Raw genomic sequence first — 21,516 nt, forward strand, 5'->3', positions numbered from 1 at the left:
ATCGATAAAAAAGCGTAAAAAGTGGGTTCAATCTATCGATTAATCCGTTTTATTCCGCTTTGCAGTCCAGCGCGATGCGCAGCTTGAGGATCTGCCGGTTGAATTTGGCGGTTACGTCTACGCTCTTGCCCGCCGGCACATTCACCCGGCGTACCCGTGGTGCTTCGGGGCCGTTGCGGAATGTGACCTTGCAGGCCGCCGGCACTTGCCCGTAGTTGTTCAGGGTAATGGCACCAATATCGTAGGACGTGTCGTAAGCGTTGTAGTCCAGCTTGACCCCGGTCAGTTCCTTCTCCACATCGATGGGGTAAGCCATGGCCCCTAGGGGCAGGCACATCAGTATTGCCGCACAACATTTCTTCATGGGGCGCTCTCCTTGAAAGAGCGCAGCTTAGGACAACAGGAGCCAAAGATGAAAGCGCCGCGCGTAACCCTGGATCAGTGGCGAACCCTGCAGGCAGTGGTCGATCACGGGGGGTTTGCCCAGGCTGCCGAGGCCTTGCACCGGTCGCAGTCATCGGTCAGCTACACGGTGGCGCGCATGCAGGAGCAACTGGGCGTGCCGCTGCTGCGCATCGACGGGCGCAAGGCGGTGCTCACCGAAGCCGGCAACGTGCTGCTGCGCCGCTCGCGGCACCTGGTGAAGCAAGCCAGCCAGCTGGAAGACCTGGCCCACCACATGGAGCAAGGCTGGGAGGCCGAGGTGCGCGTGGTGGTCGATGCCGCCTACCCCAGCGCCCGCCTGGTGCGCGCCCTGGCGGCGTTCATGCCGCAAAGCCGGGGTTGCCGGGTGCGCCTGCGTGAAGAGGTGTTGTCAGGCGTGGAAGAGGTGATGCACGAAGGCATTGCCGACCTTGCCATCAGCAGCTACAGCATCGGCGGCTACCTGGGCACCGAGCTGAGCGCAGTGGAGTTCGTCGCCGTGGCCCACCCCGAGCACAGCCTGCACCGCCTGGGCCGGGAGCTGACCTTTCAGGACCTGGAAAGCCAGTTGCAAGTGGTCATCCGCGACTCGGGCCGCTCGCAGCCCCGCGACGTGGGCTGGCTAGGTGCCGAACAGCGCTGGACCGTCGGCAGCCTGGGCACCGCCACCACCTTTGTCAGCAGTGGCCTGGGCTTTGCCTGGCTGCCCCGGCACATGATCGAACGCGAGCTGCGCGAAGGCGTGCTCAAGCCCCTGCCGCTGGACCAGGGTGGCAGCCGCCACCCACTGTTCTACCTTTATTCGAGCAAAGAGAAGACCCTGGGCCCGGCCACACAGATCCTCATCGACCTGCTGCGCAATTTTGACACCGCGCCGCTGGACGTGCCCTTCGCAGCCCCCCCACAAGCCTGAGAGGACCGCGCCCATGGCCTATTTCGAACACGAAGGATGCGCGCTGCATTACGAGGAATATGGCCAGGGCGAGCCCCTGGTGTTGCTGCATGGCCTTGGCTCCAGTTGCCAGGACTGGGAGCTGCAGGTGCCCGAGCTAAGCCGTCATTACCGGGTGATTTTGATGGACATCCGTGGCCACGGCCGCTCCGACAAGCCCCGCGACGGCTACCACATCGCCACCTTCAGCGCAGACCTGCTGGCCCTGCTGGAGCATTTGCAAACCGGGCCGGTGCATTTCGTGGGCCTGTCGATGGGTGGCATGGTGGGTTTTCAGTTCGCCGTTGACCACCCGCAGTGGCTGCGCAGTTTGTGCATCGTCAACAGCGCCCCCGAGGTGAAGCGCCGCACCCGCAGCGACTGGCTGTGGTGGCTCAAGCGTTGGGGCCTGGCGCGCATCCTGAGCGTTGAAACGGTCGGCAAGGGGTTGGCCGAGCGCCTGTTCCCAAAACCCGGCCAAGCGGACCTGCGCGTGAAGATGGCCCAGCGCTGGGCGCGCAACGACAAACGCGCCTACCTCAAAAGCTTCGACGCCATCGTCGACTGGGGCGTGCAGGAACGCATCGGGCAAATCCGCTGTCCCACGCTGGTGATCGCCGCCGACCACGATTACACCCCGATACAACTGAAAGAGCGCTATGTGGCCCTGATGCCCAATGCCAGGCTGGTAGTCATCGACGATTCCCGGCACGCTACGCCCCTCGATCAACCCGAGGTTTTCAACCAGACTTTGCTGCAGTTTCTGGCAGCCGCCTCCACCTCTCAAGGATCTTTGAGCCCATGCTGAAAAAACTCCTGCTCACCGCCTGCTCGGTTGCCTTCGCCACCAGCGTCATGGCCTCCGACAAGACCCCGCACGTATTGCTGGACACCAGCTTCGGCCAGGTCGAAATCGAGCTCAATGCCGAGAAGGCGCCGGTCAGTACCAAAAACTTCCTTGAGTACGTTGACAGCGGCTTCTACAACAACACCATTTTCCACCGTGTGATTCCGGGCTTCATGGTCCAGGGCGGTGGGTTCACCGAACAGATGGTGCAGAAAAATACGAATGACCCGATCCGCAACGAGGCCAGCAACGGCCTGCAGAACACCCGTGGCACCTTGTCGATGGCCCGCACCTCGAACCCGAATTCGGCCACCAGCCAGTTCTTCATCAACGTGGCCGACAACGACTTCCTCAACCCGGGCCGTGACGCCGGTTACGCCGTGTTCGGCAAAGTGACCAAGGGCATGGAAGTGGTCGACCAGATCGTCAATTCGCCCACTACCGTGAAAAAGGGCATGCGCGATGTACCGGCAGACCCGGTATTTATCAAGTCGGCCAAACGCATCGACTGACCGCAGGCTTCACAGGGACGTGAAACCGCCTGGGGCCGGGTAGAACAGGAGTCTTGTCACCCATGCTGTACCGCCGTTTCGAACAACTGATCGATATTTTCCGCGACGCGCCCAGCGAGTCGCCGCCCACCCAGGTATGGCCGTTTTACCTGTATTACCTGCGCCAGGTGTGGCCAAGCTTCCTTGCCCTGCTGGTAGTGGGGTTGGTGGCGGCACTGATCGAGGTGGCGATGTTCAGCTACCTCAGCCGCATCATCGACCTTGCCCAAGGCACGCCCAATGCCAATTTTTTCAGCGAGCACAGCGGCGAGCTGATCTGGATGCTGGTGGTAGTCCTGCTATTGCGGCCGATCTTCTTTGGCCTGCACGATTTGCTGGTGCATCAAACCATCAGCCCCGGCATGACCAGCCTGATCCGCTGGCAAAACCACAACTACGTGCTCAAGCAGAGCCTTAACTTTTTCCAGAGCGATTTTGCCGGGCGCATCGCCCAGCGCATCATGCAAACCGGCAACTCCCTGCGCGACTCCGCCGTGCAGGCGGTGGACGCGCTGTGGCACGTGCTGATCTACGCCATCAGCGCGCTGGTGCTGTTCGCCGAGGCCGACTGGCGCCTGATGCTGCCGTTGCTCACCTGGATCGCCGCCTACATCGGCGCGCTTTACTACTTTGTGCCACGGGTGAAGGAGCGCTCGGTGATCTCAAGCGATGCCCGCTCCAAGCTGATGGGGCGCATCGTCGATGGCTACACCAACATCGCCACCCTCAAGCTGTTTGCCCACACCGACCACGAGCAACAGTACGCCCGCGAGGCCATTCGCGAGCAAACCGAAAAAACCCAGCTGGCGTCACGGGTGATCACCAGCATGGATGCGGTCATCACCACCCTCAACGGGCTGCTGGTGGTGGTGACCACCGGGCTTGCGTTGTGGCTGTGGAGCCAGTCGCTGATTACCGTGGGTGCCATTGCCCTGGCCACGGGCCTGGTGATCCGCATCATCAACATGGCCGGGTGGATCATGTGGGTGGTCAACGGCATTTTCGAGAACATCGGCATGGTCCAGGACGGCCTGCAAACCATCGCCCAGCCGGTGACCGTGACCGACAAGCCCCAGGCGCCTGCGCTGAAGGTTACCCGTGGCGCGGTGCATTTTCGGGATGTGGACTTCCATTACGGCAAGGCCAGCAACGTGATTGAAGGGTTGAACCTGAACATCCGGCCGGGTGAAAAAATCGGACTGATCGGCCCGTCCGGGGCGGGCAAGTCGACCCTGGTCAACCTGCTGCTGCGGCTGTACGACGTGCAGGGCGGGCAGATTTTGATCGACGGGCAGGACATTGCCAGCGTAAGCCAGGCCAGCCTGCGCGCGCAGATCGGCATGATCACCCAGGACACCTCACTGCTGCACCGCTCGATCCGCGACAACTTGCTGTATGGGCGCCCGGGTGCCAGCGAGGCGGCCTTGCACGAGGCGGTGCGCCGTGCGCGGGCTGACGAGTTCATCCCGCAGCTTTCCGATGCTCAGGGCCGCACCGGCTTTGATGCGCATGTGGGCGAGCGTGGCGTGAAGCTGTCGGGCGGCCAGCGCCAGCGCATTGCCATTGCCCGGGTGCTGCTTAAAAATGCGCCAATCCTGATCATGGACGAAGCCACATCGGCGCTGGATTCGGAAGTCGAGGCCGCGATTCAGGAAAGCCTCGAAACGCTGATGCAGGGCAAGACCGTCATCGCCATCGCCCACCGGCTGTCCACCATTGCCAAGATGGACCGGCTAGTGGTGCTGGACAAAGGCCGGATTGTCGAGAGTGGCAGCCACAGTGAATTGCTGCAGCAGCGGGGGCTATATGCCCGGTTGTGGCATCACCAGACCGGCGGGTTTGTAGGCGTGGACTGATTCCGGTGACAACGCAATCCTTGTAGGAGCGGATTTATCCGCGATGCAGGCGACGCGGTGGCTGGCACCGGCTGTGCCGGTGATCGCGGATAAATCCGCTCCTACAAGGCCTGCCGGTAGGGCAACATTTGCCGGGCCTCTTCGGCATACGCGCGTACGCCTTCCCGCTCCTGCTCCAGAAAATCCCCCACCGCCCGCCGTAATCCCGGGTGCAGCAGGTAATGCCACGAGCGCGTCAACACCGGCTCAAACCCCCGAATCAGCTTGTGCTCACCCTGCGCCCCGGCATCAAACCGCTGCAGCCCTTCGGCAATCGCAAAGTCCATGCCCTGGTAAAAACACGTCTCGAAATGCAGCCGGTCAAACTCATCCAGGCAACCCCAGTAGCGCCCAAACAGGCTGCTACCACCCACCAGGCTCAAGGCCATGGCCACATCTCGCCCACCCTGGCGCGCCATCACCACACGCAGCGCCTCGGGCATGCGTTCGGCCAGCAGGCTGAAAAACTCGCGCGTCAGGTAGGGTGCACGCCTGCGCACTGCGTAGGTGTTGGCGTAACACCGGTACACAAAGTCCCACTGCGCCTCATCCAGTTCGCCCCCTCGGTACCAACGGAAGTCGATGCCCTGCCCCGCCACCTGCTCACGCTCTTTGCGCATCTGCTTACGCTTGCGCGAGCTCAAGGTGTCGAGAAAGTCCTGGAAGTCCCGATACCCAGGGTTACGCCAGTGGAACTGACACCCCACCCGCTCCATCCAGCCGGGCAAGCCGGCCATCTGGGCGTCCAGCGCGGGGTCGGTGAAGTTGATGTGCGCGCCAGACAACCCGCCTTTGCTCAGGTACTCGGGCAATGCCTGCAACACCAGCAGCCCGTCCGCCGGGTCAGCCGCCAGCAGGCGCGGCCCGCTCACCGGGCTGAACGGCACCGCTCCAAGTAACTTGGGGTAGTAGGCAATACCGGCACGCTCGCAGGCATCGGCCCAGCCGTGGTCGAACACGTATTCGCCAAACGAGTGCCATTTGCGGTACGCCGGCAGCAACGCACGCACCTGCCCGTCACGCTCCAGCACCAGGTGCTCGGCGGCCCAACCGGTGGCCGGGGCCACACTGGTGCTGTCTTCCATGGCGCTCAAAAAGGCATGGCGCAAGAACGGTTGGCCGTCAGGCACCAAGGCATCCCAAGTCGCCGCTGGCAGGTCACGCAGGTGGGCAAGGCTGTAAAGGCTGGTCACGTTTTCGACTCGCTGTGCGAAGGGTTCAGTATTACGGAACTCGCTGTTTTTACTCAATTACTTAACCGCAGTGCCACTAATTAGACATTATTCTGTCATTCGCCCCCGCAATACTTGCGCCTGTTTTCCGGAACCCCAGAACCTGTCTATTCAGGCCCTTTCCGGCGACATGCCAACATGGGGGCGGGCGCTGAGCCTCCCCAAATTTTTCAAGTAGGGAGAACCTTATGCGTCTTGTTTCTACACTTACCGGAGTGAGCCTCACCGGCCTGATGCTGGCTCTGAGTACTCCGGCCAGTGCTGCTGTCGACGCCAAGCTGCTCGAAATGCTCCGCGCCAACGGCTCGATCAACCAGGCGCAGTACAACGAACTGCAGGGCGACCTGGCCCAGGAAACCAAGGAAAAGGCCACTCAGAAAGCCCAGTCCGAGCGCATGAGCTCCTTCGAACAGAAAGTGGCGTGGGCCGCCAAGACCCAAGTCAAAGGCGATGTGCGCCTGCGTTACGAAGACGTCAACGTTGACGACCCGAACAGCAGCAGCGGCAACCAGGACCGCCAGCGCGTGCGTGCCCGCGTCGGCTTCTACAGCGAAATCAACCCGCAAGTGGACGCTGGCGTGCGTATTGCCACCGGCAGCAGCGCCGACCGCCGCTCGACCAACCAGAGCTTCGACAACTACTTCGACAAGAAGTCGCTGTGGGTTGACCTGGCGTACCTCGACTGGCACCCCACCGCCATCCCCAACCTGCACCTGATTGGCGGCAAGATGCAACAGCCTTGGGTGAACATGGGCGACATCATCTGGGACAGCGACATCAACCCGGAAGGCGTGGCCGCTACCTACAAGGCTGACCTGGGCGGTGCCGAAGTGTTCGCCAGCGCCGGCCAGTACACCCTCAAGGACAACGTTGACGGCGACGGCGTGCAGTACAAGCACGACGCCCAGGTGTACCACGCTCAGCTGGGTACCAAGTTCGCGCCGGTTGATGCGCTGAAAGTCACCGTGGGTGCGAGCATCTACGGCTACGACAACGATAAAGAAGCCGCCATTCTGCAGTCGTTCGGCAACACCACCAACGAGTTCAACCTGGTGGAAGGCTTTGGCCAAGTCGACTTCACCGGCTTTGCCATCCCACTGTCGGCCTATGGCCAGTACGTGAAAAACACCGAGAGCACCGACGGCGAAGACCAGGCCTGGCTGGCGGGTTTGAAGACCAAGGTTGGCGCCTGGAGCCTGGACTACAACTACCGCGACGTGCAGCGTAACGCGGTGGTCAGCCTGTTCACCGACTCCGACTTCGGCAACGGCTACACCGGTTCGCGCGGCCACAAGTTCAAGGTGGGTTACGAAATCGACAAGAACTTCTCGCTGGGCGCGGCTTACCTGATGGCCAAGACCGACCTGTCGCAGCTGCCTAACAGCAATGCTGATGTAGACACCCTGCAGGTGGATTTGGAAGCTAAGTTCTAAGCTACCTGGTCTGCTTCAAAGCAAAGCGGGAAGTGCCGACCCCATCCGGCGCTTCCTGCTTTTTTTTGGCGCCGCTGTCGCGCCGCATCGCGGATGAATCCGCTCCTACACGCAATCCTTGTAGGAGCGGATTTATCCGCGATGAGGCCCTCAGCGCTTACGCAAAATCACACTACCAATCGAATACCCGGCACCAAACGAACTCAGCACCCCCAGCGACCCGGTGGCCAAGTCATCCTGGTACAGGTGGAACGCAATCACCGACCCCGCCGAACTGGTATTGGCATACCGGTCCAGAATCACCGGCGCATCTTCCACCGCCACATCACGCCCCAGCAGCTTCTTGACGATCAACTGGTTCATGCTCAGGTTCGCCTGGTGCAACCAGAAGCGCTTCACGTCGGACGGCTGCAGGCTCTTCTCGCCCAAGTGCTTGCCGATCACGTCGGCCACCATCGGGCAAACTTCCTTGAACACCTTGCGGCCTTCCTGCACGAACAGTTTGTCGCGCGCGCCCTCACCCTCTTCCGCTGCCCGGTTCAGGAAGCCGAAGTTGTTGCGGATGTTGTTGGAGAACACGGTGGTCAACTTGGTGCCCACGATGTCGAACTGGTGCTTTGAGGTTGCCAGGTCGGCACGCTCCACCAGCACGGCAGTGGCGGCGTCACCAAAAATGAAGTGGCTGTCGCGGTCACGGAAGTTCAGGTGCCCGGTGCAAATTTCCGGGCTCACCACCAGCAAGGCACGGGCCTGGCCCAACTGCACGCTGTTGGCGGCGGTCTGGATGCCGAAGGTGGCAGACGAGCAGGCCACGTTCATGTCGAACGCAAAGCCTTCGATGCCCAGCGCCTGCTGCACTTCGATGGCAATGGCCGGGTACGGGCGCTGCAGGTTGGAACAAGCGACGATCACGCCGTCCACATCGGCTGCTGTGCGGCCAGCGCGTTCCAGCGCCTGGCGCGCCGCAGCCACGCCCATTTCGCAGAGGATCGACTGCTCTTCATTGGTGCGCTCTGGCAACCGTGGTTTCATGCGCTGCGGGTCGAGGATGCCGGCCTTGTCCATGACAAAGCGGCTTTTGATGCCCGAGGCCTTTTCGATGAACGCCGCATCCGAAAGCGGCGCTGCCTCAACCTCGCCACGCTCGATGGCGGCGGCATTGTCGCGGTTGAATTGCTCCGCCCAGGTGTTGAACGAGGCTACCAGTTCTTCGTTGGAAATGCTCTGGGCCGGGGTGTACAGGCCGGTGCCGCTGATCACGACGTTATGCACGGTCGTTCCTCTGGTAAAAGGCCATCGCCACGGGGCGCTGGCTGGAATAATGGCACTTTAGTGCCAAGTCGTAGGCAAGGGCAGCTCCCGAAGAAGCGGGCTGGCCCCGCGAAGGGCCGCAACGCGGCCCCCGAAATTGCACCAATATTGCCACAACTTCGCGCGGTTAGGCTTCCACCTGCGCCCACTGTTTACTGAGACGCTTGTCGGAAATCGCCACTTTGGTGCCCAACTGCTGGGCAAACAACGACACCCGGTATTCTTCCAGCAACCAGCGGTACAGGGCCAGTTGCTCGTCGCGCTTGCCCTCCTGGGCATGCTTGTCGGCGCGGGCCTTGTACTGCGCCCACAAGTTGCCCAGCTCACCGCTCCACACTCGGTCCTTTTGTACCTGGGCGCCCAGCTTTTCAAGGCGCAATTCCACGGCTTTGAGGTAGCGCGGCAATTCCTTGAACCACACCCCCGGCGTTTCCCGCACAAAGCCCGGGTACACCAGGTTGGCGAGTTGTTGCTTGATGTCGTTCAGGGCAACGGCCTGGCTCAAGTCGATCTTGCCCTTGAAGCGCTTTTGCAGGCCATGCCACAGCTTGAGCACTTCCAGCGTCTGGCGCGCCAGGCGTTCGGCATGCTCGGCCCAGCTGCCACGCTTGCGTTCGGCAAGCCCGGCCAGTGCTGCACCGTCGCGCGGCAAGGTGGCTTCGCCTTCGAGGATGCAGCTGTCGAGGCTGGCCAGCAGAATGTCTTCAACCAGCGCATCGATACGGCCCAGCTCACGGTACAACAGGCCCAGCTCGGTCAGGCCTGGCAACTTGCCGCGCAGGTATTTGGCAGGTTCGGCCAGTTGCTGTAGCAGCAAGCGTTGCAACGCCCGGCGGTGCTGGAACTCGGCTTCGGCCTGGGTCGAGAACCGCCCTTCGCGCACCGTGCCGCCCTCTTCGACCAGGGCCGGGTAAACGGTCATCGACAGCCCGGCGATCTTTTGTTGCGCGGTTTGCTTCACTTCGCTGAAGGCTTTGGCCTGCACTGGCTGCTCGCTCTTTTCGTTGCGCGGCACCGCCAGTGCGGCCTGGCTGGCGGCGGCAAAGCGCGCCGTCAGCTCGGCCAGGTCGCGGCCTTCGCCCAGGAACTTGCCCTGGCCATCGACCACCTCGATGTTCATGCGCAGGTGCCCTTCCACCAGGCTGATGGATTCTGCCCAGGCTTCGTCCGACACCCGCGCACCGGTCATGCGCAGCAGTTCCTGGCCCAACGCCTGCGGCAGTGCACCTTGGCCAAAGGCCATGCGCGCCAGCGATGCCTTGACGAAGTCCGGCACCGGCACAAAGTTTTTGCGCAGCGCCTTGGGCAGGTTACGTATCAGCGCCACGCACTTGGCTTCCAGCAAGCCCGGCACCAGCCATTCCAGGCGCTCGCCCGGCAGGCTCGGCAACAGCGGCGCTGGCACCCGCACGGTAACGCCGTCACGCGGGTGGCCCGGTTCGAAGTGGTAGCTCAGCGGCAGGCTCAGTTCGCCCACCTTGAGGCTGTCGGGGTACTGCGCGGCGGTGACTTCGCTGGCCTCGCGGGCCAGTACGTCTTCTTCGCGCATGATCAGCAGGTTGGCGTCCTTCTGGCTGCCCATGCGGTACCAGCTGTCGAAGGTCGCGGTCTGGTGGATCTCTGCCGGCAAGCGCGCTTCGTAGAAGGCGTACAGGGTTTCTTCGTCGGCCAGAATGTCACGCCGGCGCGCCTTGGCTTCCAGTTCGTCCAGTGTCTCGAGCAGGCGCTTGTTGGCCGACAGGCATTTGGCCCGCGACTGGATTTCGCCACCCACCAGCGCCTCGCGGATGAACAACTCACGGGAGGTTACCGGGTCGATGGGGCCGAAGTGCACCGGGCGGCGGCCTACCAGAATCAGCCCGTACAGGGTAATTTGCTCGTAGGCCACCACTTGCCCGCGCTTTTTCTCCCAGTGCGGTTCGAAGTGGTTTTTCTTGACCAGGTGGGTGGCCAGCGGCTCGATCCAGTCGGGTTCGATCTTGGCCACCATGCGCGCGTACAGCTTGGTGGTTTCCACCAGTTCCGCGGCCATCACCCAGGCCGGGCGCTTGCGGCCGATGCCCGAGGACGGGTGCACCCAGAAGCGCCGCTGGCGCGCGCCCTGGTAATCGCCTTCTTCGGTTTTGTGGCCGATCTGGCTGAGCAGGCCGCTGAGGATGGCCTTGTGGGTTTTCTGGTAGTCGGCCGGTTCTTTGTTCACCGACAACTGCAAGTCACGGCAAATCAGCGCCAGCTGGCGGTGGGCATCACGCCATTCGCGCAGGCGCAGGTAATTCAGGAAGTTCTTGCGGCACCAGTTGCGCAGCGGGTTGGCCGTCAGGGCCTGGCGCTGTTCTTCAAAACCACGCCACAGGTTGACCAGCGCGGCGAAGTCCGAGTCCACGTCCTTCCACTGGGCGTGGGCCTGGTCGGCGGCCTGCTGGCGCTCGGGCGGGCGTTCGCGGGCGTCCTGCACCGACAGCGCACTGGCCACGATCAGCACTTCCTGCAGGCTGCCCTGGCGGGCGCCTTCGAGCAGCATGCGGCCCAGGCGCGGGTCGATCGGCAGGCGCGCCAGTTGGCGGCCCAGCGGCGTCAGCTGGTTCTCGCGGTTGACCGCCGACAGTTCCTGCAACAGGTTGAAACCGTCGCTGATGGCCTTGCCGTCTGGCGGCTCGATGAACGGGAATGCGTCGATGGCGCCCAGGCGCAGGTGCAGCATCTGCAGGATGACCGCCGCCAGGTTGGTGCGCAAAATCTCGGGGTCGGTGAACGCCGGGCGGCCGTTGAAGTCGTCTTCGCTGTACAAGCGGATGCAAATGCCCGGTTCTACCCGGCCGCAGCGGCCCTTACGCTGGTTGGCGCTGGCCTGGGACACCGCCTCGATCGGCAGGCGCTGAACCTTGGCGCGGTAGCTGTAGCGGCTGATGCGGGCGGTGCCGGTGTCAATCACGTAGCGGATGCCCGGCACGGTCAGCGAGGTTTCCGCCACGTTGGTGGCCAGCACCACGCGGCGCCCGGCATGGCTCTGGAAAATGCGCTGCTGCTCGGCCGGTGACAGGCGTGCGTACAGCGGCAGGATTTCGGTATGGCGCAATTGCGCCTTGCGCAGGATTTCGGCGGCATCGCGGATTTCCCGCTCGCCGGGCAAAAACACCAGCACATCGCCCGGGCCTTTGCCCTGGCCGCGTTCGTGCTGGGCAATCTCGTCCAGGGTGGCAAGAATCGCCTGGTCGACGGTGAGGTCGTCCTCGATCTGGTTGCCCTCTTCGTCCTGCTCGCTGGTAAGCGGGCGGTACCAGGTTTCCACCGGGTAGGTGCGGCCAGACACCTCGATGATCGGCGCGCCGTCAAAGTGTTTGGAGAAGCGCTCCAGGTCGATGGTGGCCGAGGTGATGATCAACTTCAAATCCGGCCGGCGGTGCAGCAGGGTCTTGAGGTAGCCGAGCAAAAAATCGATGTTCAGGCTGCGTTCGTGGGCTTCGTCGACGATGATCGTGTCGTAGCGCTCAAGAAAGCGGTCATGCTGGGTTTCGGCCAGCAAAATGCCGTCGGTCATCAGCTTGACCAGGGTGTTGGCGTCGCTCTGGTCCTCGAAACGTACCTGGTAGCCCACCAGGCCGCCCAGCGGCGTGCCCAGCTCCTCGGCCACCCGCGCCGCCACGCTGCGGGCGGCAATACGGCGGGGTTGGGTGTGGGCGATCAAACCGTGGCTGCCACGCCCCAGTTCCAGGCAGATTTTCGGCAACTGGGTGGTCTTGCCCGAGCCGGTTTCGCCGGCAATCACCAGTACCTGGTTTTCGGCCAGGGCCTTCTTGATTTCGTCACGCTTGGCCGCAATCGGCAGGCTGTCGTCGTAACGGATGTGCGGCACGCTCTGCTGGCGCGCGGTGACCTGGGCGCAGGAGGCCTGCACCTTTTCCACCCACTGCGCAAGCTTGGCCTCGTCAGGGCGCTTGCGCAGTTCATGCAACTGCCGCCGCAGGCGGTGGCGGTCGGCAATCATGGCGTGGTCGAGGTTTTGCAGGAGCTTGTCGATGGCGTGGTCAGTCATGGGGCTTTTTAGTGGTGCGGGCGTAGGGCCAGCTTTTTCATGATCGGCATTTGGGTAGGGGGGGATTGTCGCAGATTTGCCGGGCATTTGCTGGCCATGCTGGCCTGTGGGAGCGAACGTCCGGTCAGCCTCGACGTACACGTAGCCGTCGGCAGACTGCCGTTTTCGGAAGGGTCAAGCGCTAGGCGGGGTCACTGAACACTTCGAATGAACCGGACGTAATTTCTCTGAACCCAGCGTCCCGGTCCAGCACCACATTTTCAAATGTACCTTTGTAGTGGTTGAGTTCCGAAGACGTCAGTACCAGCGTACCTTCAATCGCCCAGATATCGCCACTGATGCCCAGTGTGACTTTCGGGAAGGGGTCGCTGAAGCGATGTTTTACCCCTACTTCCAAATCGTCAAAGAAACCAACATTGAGATTCAGGTCCTGAGGATGCACGCCATTCCTGGAACCTACGATAACGACATACCCCGAGCCTGCGCCCCGCCATTCGATTTCGTCGGCCTTGAACTCAACATGTTTGTCGCCTATCAAAGAGGCAGTTAAATAATTACTTTTCTGCCTGGATGAGAGTTTTTTACCCTGCTTGCCCGAAGCCCCGGCTAACTTCTTCAACTCACCTGCAGTTCTATTCCGATCACTCGCCATTTTCCTACCCTCGCCGTTATTAACCGCACGTGCAGTCAATTATTGGCACCTCATCAATCTTGATAACTGGCATAGTTATCAGTTAACAAGAGGGCCCTGCCAAGGCAGTAAAGCCACGGTGGCAACACAAATGTTTAGCCATTCCCAACGTAAACGTTGCCATTCACTGCTTTAATAACCCTTGAGCCGCATGTGAGTATCAAAGGCATGACCCCCGTCCAGCCCATCGCCCCACCGGTATCCCGCCCTTCGCTTGCGAAGGCTCGGACCCGCGCCGGGGAAAATCCGCTGGTCCACATCATCCTCGCCTTCTGGGCCCTGTGGCACTGCCGTCACGCGCGCCCACCGGATATTTCGCTCACGCCTTTGTGACAAAGCCTGGCCGTCGTATGGCCGTTTGACCCAATAGGGCCGCTTGCCTGCGCGGTGGCCCTGCGTGCCCGTGAGCGAATCCACCATGCACTTTGCACCTGTAGAGCAAGCCCAGCGTTTTCTGGACGAAAACCCTGATATCGAACTGTTCGAGCTGTTCATCCTCGACGCCAACGGCGTGCCACGCGGCAAGCTGTTGCACCGCGACGAACTGCTGGCGGTGTACCAAAGCGGCCGCCCGCTGCCCAGCACCATCCTGGGCCTGACCCTGAACGGCGACGACGTGGAAAACTCCGGCCTGGTGTGGGACGTGGGCGACATCGACTGCCGCGCCTACCCGCTGCAAGGCAGCCTGGTGCGTTTGCCATGGCGCCGCGTGCCGACCGCCGCCGTGCAGGTGAGCATGCACCCCAGCGAGGGCCTGCCGGCCAGCGTGGCCGACCCGCGCCATGTGCTGGTGCGCACCATCGATGCGCTCAAGGCCGATGGCTACTACCCGGTGATGGCCTGCGAGCTGGAGTTTTACCTGCTGGACCAGAAGCGCGACGCCCAGGGCCGCCCGCAACCGGCGCTGGACAACGACGGCGGCCGCCCGCGCAGCACTCAGGTGTATGGCCTGCGTGAGCTGGAACAGATCGAGCCGTTTTTGGCCGACCTTTATGCAGCCTGCAAGGCCCAGGGCATCCCTGCCCGCACGGCGATTTCCGAATACGCCCCCGGCCAGGTGGAAATCACCCTGGAGCACGGCGACGCTCTGGAGGCCATGGACCAGGCCGTGCGCTACAAGCGCTTGGTCAAAGGCATCGCCCATGCCCACGGCATGCAAGCGTGCTTCATGGCCAAGCCGTTCGCCAACCTGGCCGGCACCGGCATGCACATGCACCTGAGCCTGGCCGACCGTGACGGCAACAACCTGTTCGCCAGCGACGACAAGGCCGGCACGCCGCTGCTGCGCCAGGCGGTGGCCGGCATGCTGCGCCACCTGCGCGAGTCGCTGTTGCTGTTTTGCCCCAACGCCAACTCGTTCCGCCGCTTCCAGGCCAACAGCTATGCACCGCTTGCGCCGACCTGGGGCGTGGACAACCGCACCGTGAGCCTGCGCGTGCCGGGCGGCCCGGCCAACAGCCGGCATGTGGAGCACCGCATCTGCGGCGCCGACGCCAACCCGTACCTGGCCGCTGCCGCGATTCTTGCCGCCAGCCACCGTGGCATCCGTGAACAACTGGACCCGGGCGCCCCCGTCGAGGGCAACGGTTACGCCCAGGCCACCGAACACCTGCCCACCGACTGGCTCACCGCCCTCGACGCGCTGGAGCGCTCGGAGTGGGCGCGCGAAGCCTTGGGCGAGGCCTTCCTTGGGGTTTACCTGAAGGTAAAACGCGCTGAGTACCGCCAGTTCATGGCCGAAGTCAGCGAACAGGACTGGCGCTGGTACCTGCACCAGGCCTGACCCCAATTTCAAAAGAACAAGGAACACCCCATGAACGCAGCAGTAAACAACGGCCCGGCCCAGCGCGCGCCGTCCTATTACAGCGCCTCGCTCAACGACCACACCGAGTACCCGCAACTGAAGGGCACGGTGCAGGTCGACGTGGCCATCATCGGCGGCGGCTTCACCGGCGTGGCCACGGCGGTGGAGCTGGCTGAACGCGGCCTGAAGGTGGCGGTGGTGGAAACCAACCGCATCGGCTGGGGCGCCAGCGGGCGCAATGGCGGGCAGGTCACAGGCAGCCTGTCGGGCGACGAGGCCATGCGCACCCAGATGCGCGACCGCCTGGGCAGCGAGGTGGATGACTTCATCTGGCACCTGCGCTGGCGCGGGCACCAGATCATCGAACAGCGGGTGGCCCGGTATGGCATCGATTGCGACCTCAAGCGCGGCCACCTGCACGCGGCCATGAAGCCTTCGCACCTGAACGAACTGCGCGGCTTTCAGGCCGAAGCCCAGCGCCGTGGCATGGGTGACCAGGTGCAACTGCTCGACCGCGAAGCCGTTGCCCAACACTTGCAAAGCCCGCTGTACCTGGGCGCACTCAAGAACCTGCGCAACCTGCACTTGCACCCGCTGAACCTGTGCCTGGGCGAAGCACGCGCGGCCCAGTCGCTGGGTGCACTGATTTTCGAGAATTCCGAAGTGCTGGACATCGTCCATGGCCCGCGCCCGGCCGTGGTCACGGCACACGGCCGGGTGGAAGCGCGCCAGGTGATGCTGGCCGGCGACGTGTACCACAAGCTGGAAAAACGCCAGCTCAAGGGCAAAATCTTCCCGGCCATGGGCGGCATCGTCACCACCGCACCCTTGGGTGAGCTGGCCGAGCAGATCAACCCGCAGGACCTGGCAGTGTACGACTGCCGCTTCGTGCTCGATTACTACCGCCTCACGGCCGACAAGCGCCTGCTGTTCGGTGGTGGCGCCAATTACTCGGGCAAGGATTCACGCGATATCGAAGGTGAGCTGCGCCCCTGCATCGAGCGCACCTTCCCGGCGCTTAAAGGCGTGCCCATCGAGTTCCAGTGGAGCTGCGCGATGGGCATCGTGGTCAACCGCATCCCGCAGTTGGGCAAACTTTCGGACAACGTCTGGTATTGCCAGGGGTACTCGGGGCACGGGATAGCCACCAGCCATATCATGGGCGAGATCATGGCCGAAGCCTTGACCGGGACGCTGGAGAAATTCGATACCTTTGCCCAGTGCAAGCACATCAAGGTGCCGATGGGGGATTTGCTGGGGAATCCGCTGTTGGCGGCGGGGATGTGGTACTACCAGATGCTTGAAAAGTTACGCTGATCACGCGGACTCTGTGGGAGCGGCCTTGTGTCGCGAAAGGGCCGCAAAGCGGCCCCAGGATTACAGCTTCGCAGCTAAGATTGCCGGGGCTGCTTTGCAGCCCTTTCGCGACACAAGGCCGCTCCCACAAGGGGGTCAGGCGATTTTCTTCAGGCCCTGTTTTTTCAGCTCTTCATCGCGCAATTCACGGCGCAGGATCTTGCCAACGTTGGTGGTTGGCAGCGCGTCGCGGAACTCGATGTAACGCGGCACCTTGTAGCCGGTGACGTTGGCACGCATGTGCTCCATCACCTGCTCTTTGGTCAGGGTCATGCCCGGCTTGACCACGATGAACACCTTGATCACCTCACCCGACTTCTCGTCCGGCACGCCGATGGCGGCGCACTGCAACACGCCCGGCAAGCCGGCCAGCACGTCTTCGAGCTCGTTCGGGTACACGTTGAAGCCCGACACCAGGATCATGTCCTTTTTGCGGTCGACAATGCGCATGTAGCCGTCCTGCTGGATCACGGCGATGTCGCCGGTTTTAAGCCAGCCATCACGGTCGAGGATTTCAGCGGTGGCGTCTTCGCGCTGCCAGTAACCCTTCATCACCTGCGGGCCCTTGACGCACAATTCGCCCACTTCACCCAACGGCAGCTCGTTGCCGCTGTCGTCGATGACCTTGCACAGCGTCGACGGCACCGGAATACCGATGGTGCCGACCTGATTGGCCTCGGCCGGGTTCACCGCCGCAACAGGGCTGGTTTCGGTCATGCCGTAGCCTTCGCAGATGGCGCAACCGGTAACGGTCTTCCAGCGCTCGGCCACGCTCAACTGCAGCGCCATGCCGCCGGACAGCGTGATTTTCAGCGCCGAGAAATCCAGCGCACGGAACGCTTCGTTGTTGCACAGGGCCACAAACAGGGTGTTCAGGCCAACGAAGCCGCTGAACTTCCACTTGCCCAGCTCCTTGACCATGGCCGGCAAGTCGCGCGGGTTGCTGATCAGCACGTTGTGGTTGCCAATCAGCATCATCGCCATGCAATGGAAGGTAAACGCATAGATGTGGTACAGCGGCAGCGGGGTGATGAGGATTTCGCAACCCTCATGCAGGTTGGAACCCATCAGCGCCCGGCACTGCAGCATGTTGGCCACCAGGTTGCGGTGGGTGAGCATCGCGCCCTTGGCCACGCCGGTGGTGCCGCCGGTGTATTGCAGCACGGCCACATCGTTGGGCTGCGGGTTGGCTTCGGTAACCGGCTGGCCCTTGCCCAGTGCCAACGCGTCATTGAAGCGCACGGCACGCGGCAGGTTGTAGGCCGGCACCATCTTCTTCACGTACTTGATCACGCTGTTGATCAACAGGCGCTTGACCGGCGGCAGCAGGTCGGCCACTTCGGTGACGATGACGTGCTTGACCTGGGTCTTGGGCACCACCTTTTCGGCCAGGTGGGCCATGTTGGCCAGGCACACCAGGGCCTTGGCGCCGGAGTCGTTGAACTGGTGCTCCAGTTCCCGCGCGGTGTATAGCGGGTTGGTATTGACCACTATCAGGCCGGCGCGCATGGCGCCGAACACGGCTACGGGGTATTGCAGGACGTTGGGCAGCTGTACGGCGATTCGATCACCGGGCTTCAAGTCGGTATGCTGCTGCAGCCAGGCGGCAAAGGCACCGGACAGCGCATACAATTCGCCATAGGTGATGGTTTTGCCCAGGTTGCTGAAGGCCGGTTTGTCGGCAAAGCGTTGGCAGGACTGCTTGAGTACTGCCTGGATGTTGGCAAATTCGTCAGGATTGATTTCCGCCGTAATCCCGGCTGGGTACTTATCCTTCCAAAAATGTTCGATCATGGAAGCCCACTCCTTAGCAACAGCGAAGTTCATGTACGCGTCGATGCGCTTATTATTGATATGTGATGGTGGTTCGTTGCAAACCGAATCATCTGAAAGCGCGCCGAGAGTAGCAGCTTTGCCAGGGGTCGCCTAGAGGCCAAAACAGGCCTCATGGTCACAAAAATGACTCAATGAACAATACAGGTCATTTTTAGAGTAATTATCCAAAATGTCGCGAAAACACCTGTAGGAGCGGATTTACCGAGACGTCGGACCGCCGCGATGGGGCGCGCAGAGCCCCCGGCGATCTGTTTGAGAGTTGTGGGGGGGCGCTGTGCGCCCCATCGCGGATGAATCCGCTCCTACAGGGGACCGCGTCAGTGTCAGGCGATGTCGCGCAATTCGCGCCGCAAGATCTTGCCCACCGGCGTCATTGGCAGGGACTCACGCACCACAATGTGCTTGGGCACCTTGTAACCGGTGAAGTTGGCTTTGCAGTAGGCCTTGAGTTCATCCACGTTCACCCCGCCCTCCCGCGCCACCACAAACAGCTTCACCGCCTCGCCGGAACGCTCGTCCGGCACGCCGATTGCCGCGCAGTTGGCCACTTGCGGGTGGCCCATAATGACGTCTTCGATTTCGTTGGGGTACACGTTGAAGCCCGAGACGATGATCATGTCCTTCTTGCGGTCGACGATGCGGGTAAAGCCGTCCGGGTCAATCACCGCAATGTCGCCGGTCTTGAACCAGCCTTCGGCATCCAGGGCCTGAGCGGTGGCTTCAGGCTGCTGCCAGTACCCCTTCATCACCTGTGGCCCTTTGATGCACAGCTCGCCGCGCTCGCCCAGCGGCAGTTCGTTGCCGTCGTCATCGATCACCTTGAACGCCGTGCCCGCCACCGGGATGCCCACCGTGCCCAGCCGCGCCAGCTGGCCGTAGGGGTTGGTGCTGGCCACCGGCGAGGTTTCGGTCAGGCCATAGCCTTCGACGATGCGGCAACCGGTCAGGCTCTCCCAGCGCTCGGCGGTGGCCTTCACCAGCGCGGTGCCGCCCGAGTTGGTTACCTTCAGTGCGGAGAAATCCAGTTGCCTGAAGCCCGGGTGGTCCATCAATGCCACGAACAGGGTGTTCAGCCCCAGCAACGCCGAGAACCTCCACTTGCCCAGCTCTTTGATAAAGCCCGGGATATCCCGCGGGTTGGTGATCAGCACGTTGTGGTTGCCGGTGACCATCATGCACATGCAGTTCGCGGTAAAGGCATAGATGTGGTACAGCGGCAGGGGCGCGATCATTACCTCCTGGCCGTCCTTGAGCAGCTTTTGCCCATCCGGGCCGTGCTGCGAGAAGCACGCCAGCACCTGCAACATGTTGGCCACCAGGTTGCCGTGGGTGAGCATGGCGCCCTTGGCCAAACCCGTGGTGCCGCCGGTGTATTGCAGCACGGCAATGTCATCAAGGCTGAGCGATACCGGCTTGGGCGCCTGGCCGCGCCCCTCGCGCAGCACCTGTTTGAACGCAATGGCTTGCGGCAGGTTGTAGGCCGGCACCATCTTCTTGACCTTGTCGACCACGGTATTGATCAGCCAGCCTTTGGCCGCGGGCAGCAGGTCGCCCATCTTCGCTTCGATCAGGTACTCGATGCCGGTGTCGGGCAGCACCTCCTGCACACGCTTGCCGAACATGTTCAGGTACACCAGCGCGCGGGCACCGGCGTCCTTGAACTGGTGGCGCATCTCGCGCTCGGTGTACAGCGGGTTGGTGTTGACCACGATCAGCCCGGCGCGCATGGCGCCGAACACGGCAATGGGGTACTGCAACACGTTGGGCATCTGCACGGCGATGCGGTCGCCCGGCTTGAGGTCGGTGTGCTGCTGCAACCAGCAGGCAAACGCCGCCGAGTGGCGCTCCAGGTCGGCATAATTGAGTGTCACGCCCAGGTTGCTGAACGCCGGGCGGTCGGCAAAGCGCTTGCAAGAGCGCTCGAACACCTCGACCACCGAGCTGTACGCGTGGATATCGATGGTGGAAGGTACGCCATCCGGGCGTTTGTCATTCCAGAAGTCGGCTTGCATTTATTATTGTTCCTCTGCCTTGACCTGCTTGATCCCTGCCTTGCTTGCCATACGGCAAGAAAGCGTTGAACCGACGTTAGCAGGTAAGTTGAAGGTGGCATACACGCCAAGTGCCGCCATTAACATTGTGAATCTTATTTGTGCCCTTCCTGCAATCCGCGCGGTTGTGCATACACTGTGCGCGTACCCTTCGCGCAAAGGATTCGCCATGCCCCACGACGCCTTCTGGCTGCCTGCCAGCGAGCATTGCAGCCTCTACGTGCACCAGTGGCTGCCGGCCGGGCCGGTGAAGGCCGTGGTGTTGCTGGCCCACGGCATGGCCGAGCATGCCGGGCGCTACCAGCGCCTGGGCCACGCCCTGAGTGATGCCGGCTATGCGTTGCTGGCACCCGACCTGCGCGGCCATGGCCGCACCGCCGAGCTGGGCAGCCTCGGCCTGTTCGCCCGGCAACATGGCTGGAATGCCCTGCTTAACGACCTCGCGCTGCTGGCCCAGCACTGTGGCCAGCAGTACCCGGCTACGCCGGTTTTCCTGTTCGGCCACAGCATGGGCAGCTATATCGCCCAGGCTTACCTGATGCACCACAGCGCCAGCCTGCACGGTGCCATCCTCAGCGGCTCCAACTTTCAGCCGGCCGCGCTGTACCGCAGCGCACGCCTGATTGCGCGCCTGGAAAGCTGGCGGCAGGGGCCGCTGGGCAAGAGCGCGCTGATCGAGTGGCTGTCATTCGGCTCGTTCAACAAAGCCTTCAAACCCAACCGCACGGCGTTCGACTGGCTCAGCCGCGACCCGGCAGAGGTGGACCTGTACGTGAATGACCCGTTGTGCGGCTTTCGCTGCAGCAACCAACTATGGCTGGACCTGCTGCAGGGCCTGGCGCAGATCAGCCAGGCGAAAAACCTGGCGCAGATCGATCCGAACTTGCCGTTGCTGGTGATTGGTGGACAATGTGATCCGGTGAGCGTCGGCAAGCGTCTCACCCGTCTGGCCGACGCCCTGCGCGCGACCGGCAATCGACATGTACAGCTGCGCGTCTATCCTCAAGCGCGGCACGAAGTGCTCAACGAACTCAATCGGGACGAGGTCACCGCCGACATTCTCGCCTGGCTGGAGCAGGCGCTGGCCCTTGGCCGCCCTGCCCGCAGCGAATGATTGGCGCC

15 protein-coding genes are annotated in these 21,516 nt (G+C 62.5%); 8 read left to right on the forward strand and 7 right to left on the reverse strand.

Annotated elements, in window-relative coordinates; all coding sequences use genetic code 11:
- Positions 1 to 49: 49 nt before the first annotated feature.
- Positions 50 to 364 carry a 3-phosphoglycerate kinase gene (locus tag PVV54_RS19205; RefSeq protein ID WP_274906760.1) on the reverse strand — a complete coding sequence of 105 codons (315 nt, stop codon included), beginning with the start codon at positions 362 to 364 and terminating at the stop codon, positions 50 to 52.
- A gap of 48 nt (positions 365 to 412) precedes the next feature.
- Between PVV54_RS19205 and PVV54_RS19210 the strand changes: the two genes are divergently transcribed.
- The 4 genes from PVV54_RS19210 (at position 413) to PVV54_RS19225 (ending at position 4,608) form a co-directional block, all read left to right on the forward strand.
- The gene (locus PVV54_RS19210; protein WP_274906761.1) at positions 413 to 1,336 is read left to right on the forward strand and encodes a LysR family transcriptional regulator; all 924 of its coding nucleotides are present in this window, start codon (positions 413 to 415) and stop codon (positions 1,334 to 1,336) included.
- A gap of 13 nt (positions 1,337 to 1,349) precedes the next feature.
- Positions 1,350 to 2,162 carry an alpha/beta fold hydrolase gene (locus PVV54_RS19215; RefSeq protein WP_274906762.1) on the forward strand — a complete coding sequence of 271 codons (813 nt, stop codon included), beginning with the start codon at positions 1,350 to 1,352 and terminating at the stop codon, positions 2,160 to 2,162.
- The gene (locus tag PVV54_RS19220; protein ID WP_274906763.1) at positions 2,156 to 2,713 is read left to right on the forward strand and encodes a peptidylprolyl isomerase; all 558 of its coding nucleotides are present in this window, start codon (positions 2,156 to 2,158) and stop codon (positions 2,711 to 2,713) included. Before PVV54_RS19215 ends, PVV54_RS19220 begins: the two co-directional genes overlap by 7 nt.
- A 62-nt stretch (positions 2,714 to 2,775) precedes the next feature.
- A complete protein-coding gene (locus PVV54_RS19225; protein WP_274906764.1) occupies positions 2,776 to 4,608 on the forward strand; it encodes an ABC transporter ATP-binding protein in 1,833 nt (610 codons plus the stop codon).
- Positions 4,609 to 4,709: 101 nt separating this feature from the next.
- Here PVV54_RS19225 and PVV54_RS19230 read toward each other — a convergent pair whose 3' ends face one another.
- Positions 4,710 to 5,840, reverse strand: a complete 1,131-nt coding sequence (locus tag PVV54_RS19230; protein WP_274906765.1) for a GNAT family N-acetyltransferase — start codon at positions 5,838 to 5,840, stop codon at positions 4,710 to 4,712.
- Positions 5,841 to 6,067: 227 nt separating this feature from the next.
- Between PVV54_RS19230 and PVV54_RS19235 the strand changes: the two genes are divergently transcribed.
- Positions 6,068 to 7,312, forward strand: coding sequence for a putative porin (locus PVV54_RS19235; protein WP_274906766.1), 1,245 nt, complete (start codon positions 6,068 to 6,070; stop codon positions 7,310 to 7,312).
- Positions 7,313 to 7,462: 150 nt separating this feature from the next.
- On the opposite strand, the gene PVV54_RS19240 is transcribed toward PVV54_RS19235, so the two are convergent.
- The 3 genes from PVV54_RS19240 to PVV54_RS19250 all read right to left on the reverse strand — a co-directional run bounded on the left by PVV54_RS19240 (position 7,463) and on the right by PVV54_RS19250 (position 13,347).
- A complete protein-coding gene (locus PVV54_RS19240) occupies positions 7,463 to 8,584 on the reverse strand; it encodes a beta-ketoacyl-ACP synthase III (RefSeq protein ID WP_274906767.1) in 1,122 nt (373 codons plus the stop codon).
- A 166-nt stretch (positions 8,585 to 8,750) separates the two neighbouring features.
- Positions 8,751 to 12,656 carry an ATP-dependent RNA helicase HrpA gene (hrpA, locus tag PVV54_RS19245; RefSeq protein ID WP_274906768.1) on the reverse strand — a complete coding sequence of 1,302 codons (3,906 nt, stop codon included), beginning with the start codon at positions 12,654 to 12,656 and terminating at the stop codon, positions 8,751 to 8,753.
- Positions 12,657 to 12,837: 181 nt separating this feature from the next.
- Complete coding sequence (locus tag PVV54_RS19250; protein ID WP_274906769.1) at positions 12,838 to 13,347, reverse strand: hypothetical protein; 510 nt, start codon at positions 13,345 to 13,347, stop codon at positions 12,838 to 12,840.
- Positions 13,348 to 13,765: 418 nt separating this feature from the next.
- On the opposite strand from PVV54_RS19250, the gene PVV54_RS19255 reads away from it, so the two are divergent.
- Complete coding sequence (locus PVV54_RS19255; protein ID WP_274906770.1) at positions 13,766 to 15,130, forward strand: glutamine synthetase family protein; 1,365 nt, start codon at positions 13,766 to 13,768, stop codon at positions 15,128 to 15,130.
- 30 nt (positions 15,131 to 15,160) lie between these two features.
- On the forward strand, positions 15,161 to 16,468 hold the full coding sequence (locus PVV54_RS19260) for an NAD(P)/FAD-dependent oxidoreductase (RefSeq protein ID WP_274906771.1): 1,308 nt from the start codon (positions 15,161 to 15,163) through the stop codon (positions 16,466 to 16,468).
- A gap of 135 nt (positions 16,469 to 16,603) precedes the next feature.
- On the opposite strand, the gene fadD1 is transcribed toward PVV54_RS19260, so the two are convergent.
- Both fadD1 and fadD2 read right to left on the reverse strand, forming a co-directional pair.
- Entirely contained in the window at positions 16,604 to 18,301 is a 1,698-nt protein-coding gene (fadD1, locus tag PVV54_RS19265) for a long-chain-fatty-acid--CoA ligase FadD1 (RefSeq protein WP_274906772.1), read from the reverse strand.
- A gap of 365 nt (positions 18,302 to 18,666) precedes the next feature.
- Positions 18,667 to 20,355 carry a long-chain-fatty-acid--CoA ligase FadD2 gene (gene fadD2 / locus PVV54_RS19270; RefSeq protein ID WP_274906773.1) on the reverse strand — a complete coding sequence of 563 codons (1,689 nt, stop codon included), beginning with the start codon at positions 20,353 to 20,355 and terminating at the stop codon, positions 18,667 to 18,669.
- 208 nt (positions 20,356 to 20,563) lie between these two features.
- Between fadD2 and PVV54_RS19275 the strand changes: the two genes are divergently transcribed.
- Positions 20,564 to 21,508, forward strand: coding sequence for an alpha/beta hydrolase (locus PVV54_RS19275; protein ID WP_274906774.1), 945 nt, complete (start codon positions 20,564 to 20,566; stop codon positions 21,506 to 21,508).
- Positions 21,509 to 21,516: the final 8 nt, after the last annotated feature.

The sequence above is a fragment of the Pseudomonas sp. PSKL.D1 genome (assembly GCF_028898945.1).
Classification (GTDB): Bacteria; Pseudomonadota; Gammaproteobacteria; order Pseudomonadales; family Pseudomonadaceae; genus Aquipseudomonas.

What these genes read in the sequence shown, in the direction of transcription:
- PVV54_RS19205 (WP_274906760.1), bottom strand. Translation starts at nt 364, where the DNA reads ATGAAGAAATGTTGTGCGGCAATACTGATGTGCCTGCCCCTAGGGGCC.
- PVV54_RS19210 (WP_274906761.1), top strand. Translation starts at nt 413, where the DNA reads ATGAAAGCGCCGCGCGTAACCCTGGATCAGTGGCGAACCCTGCAGGCA.
- PVV54_RS19215 (WP_274906762.1), top strand. Translation starts at nt 1,350, where the DNA reads ATGGCCTATTTCGAACACGAAGGATGCGCGCTGCATTACGAGGAATAT.
- PVV54_RS19220 (WP_274906763.1), top strand. Translation starts at nt 2,156, where the DNA reads ATGCTGAAAAAACTCCTGCTCACCGCCTGCTCGGTTGCCTTCGCCACC.
- PVV54_RS19225 (WP_274906764.1), top strand. Translation starts at nt 2,776, where the DNA reads ATGCTGTACCGCCGTTTCGAACAACTGATCGATATTTTCCGCGACGCG.
- PVV54_RS19235 (WP_274906766.1), top strand. Translation starts at nt 6,068, where the DNA reads ATGCGTCTTGTTTCTACACTTACCGGAGTGAGCCTCACCGGCCTGATG.
- hrpA (WP_274906768.1), bottom strand. Translation starts at nt 12,656, where the DNA reads ATGACTGACCACGCCATCGACAAGCTCCTGCAAAACCTCGACCACGCC.
- PVV54_RS19255 (WP_274906770.1), top strand. Translation starts at nt 13,766, where the DNA reads ATGCACTTTGCACCTGTAGAGCAAGCCCAGCGTTTTCTGGACGAAAAC.
- PVV54_RS19260 (WP_274906771.1), top strand. Translation starts at nt 15,161, where the DNA reads ATGAACGCAGCAGTAAACAACGGCCCGGCCCAGCGCGCGCCGTCCTAT.
- fadD1 (WP_274906772.1), bottom strand. Translation starts at nt 18,301, where the DNA reads ATGATCGAACATTTTTGGAAGGATAAGTACCCAGCCGGGATTACGGCG.
- fadD2 (WP_274906773.1), bottom strand. Translation starts at nt 20,355, where the DNA reads ATGCAAGCCGACTTCTGGAATGACAAACGCCCGGATGGCGTACCTTCC.
- PVV54_RS19275 (WP_274906774.1), top strand. Translation starts at nt 20,564, where the DNA reads ATGCCCCACGACGCCTTCTGGCTGCCTGCCAGCGAGCATTGCAGCCTC.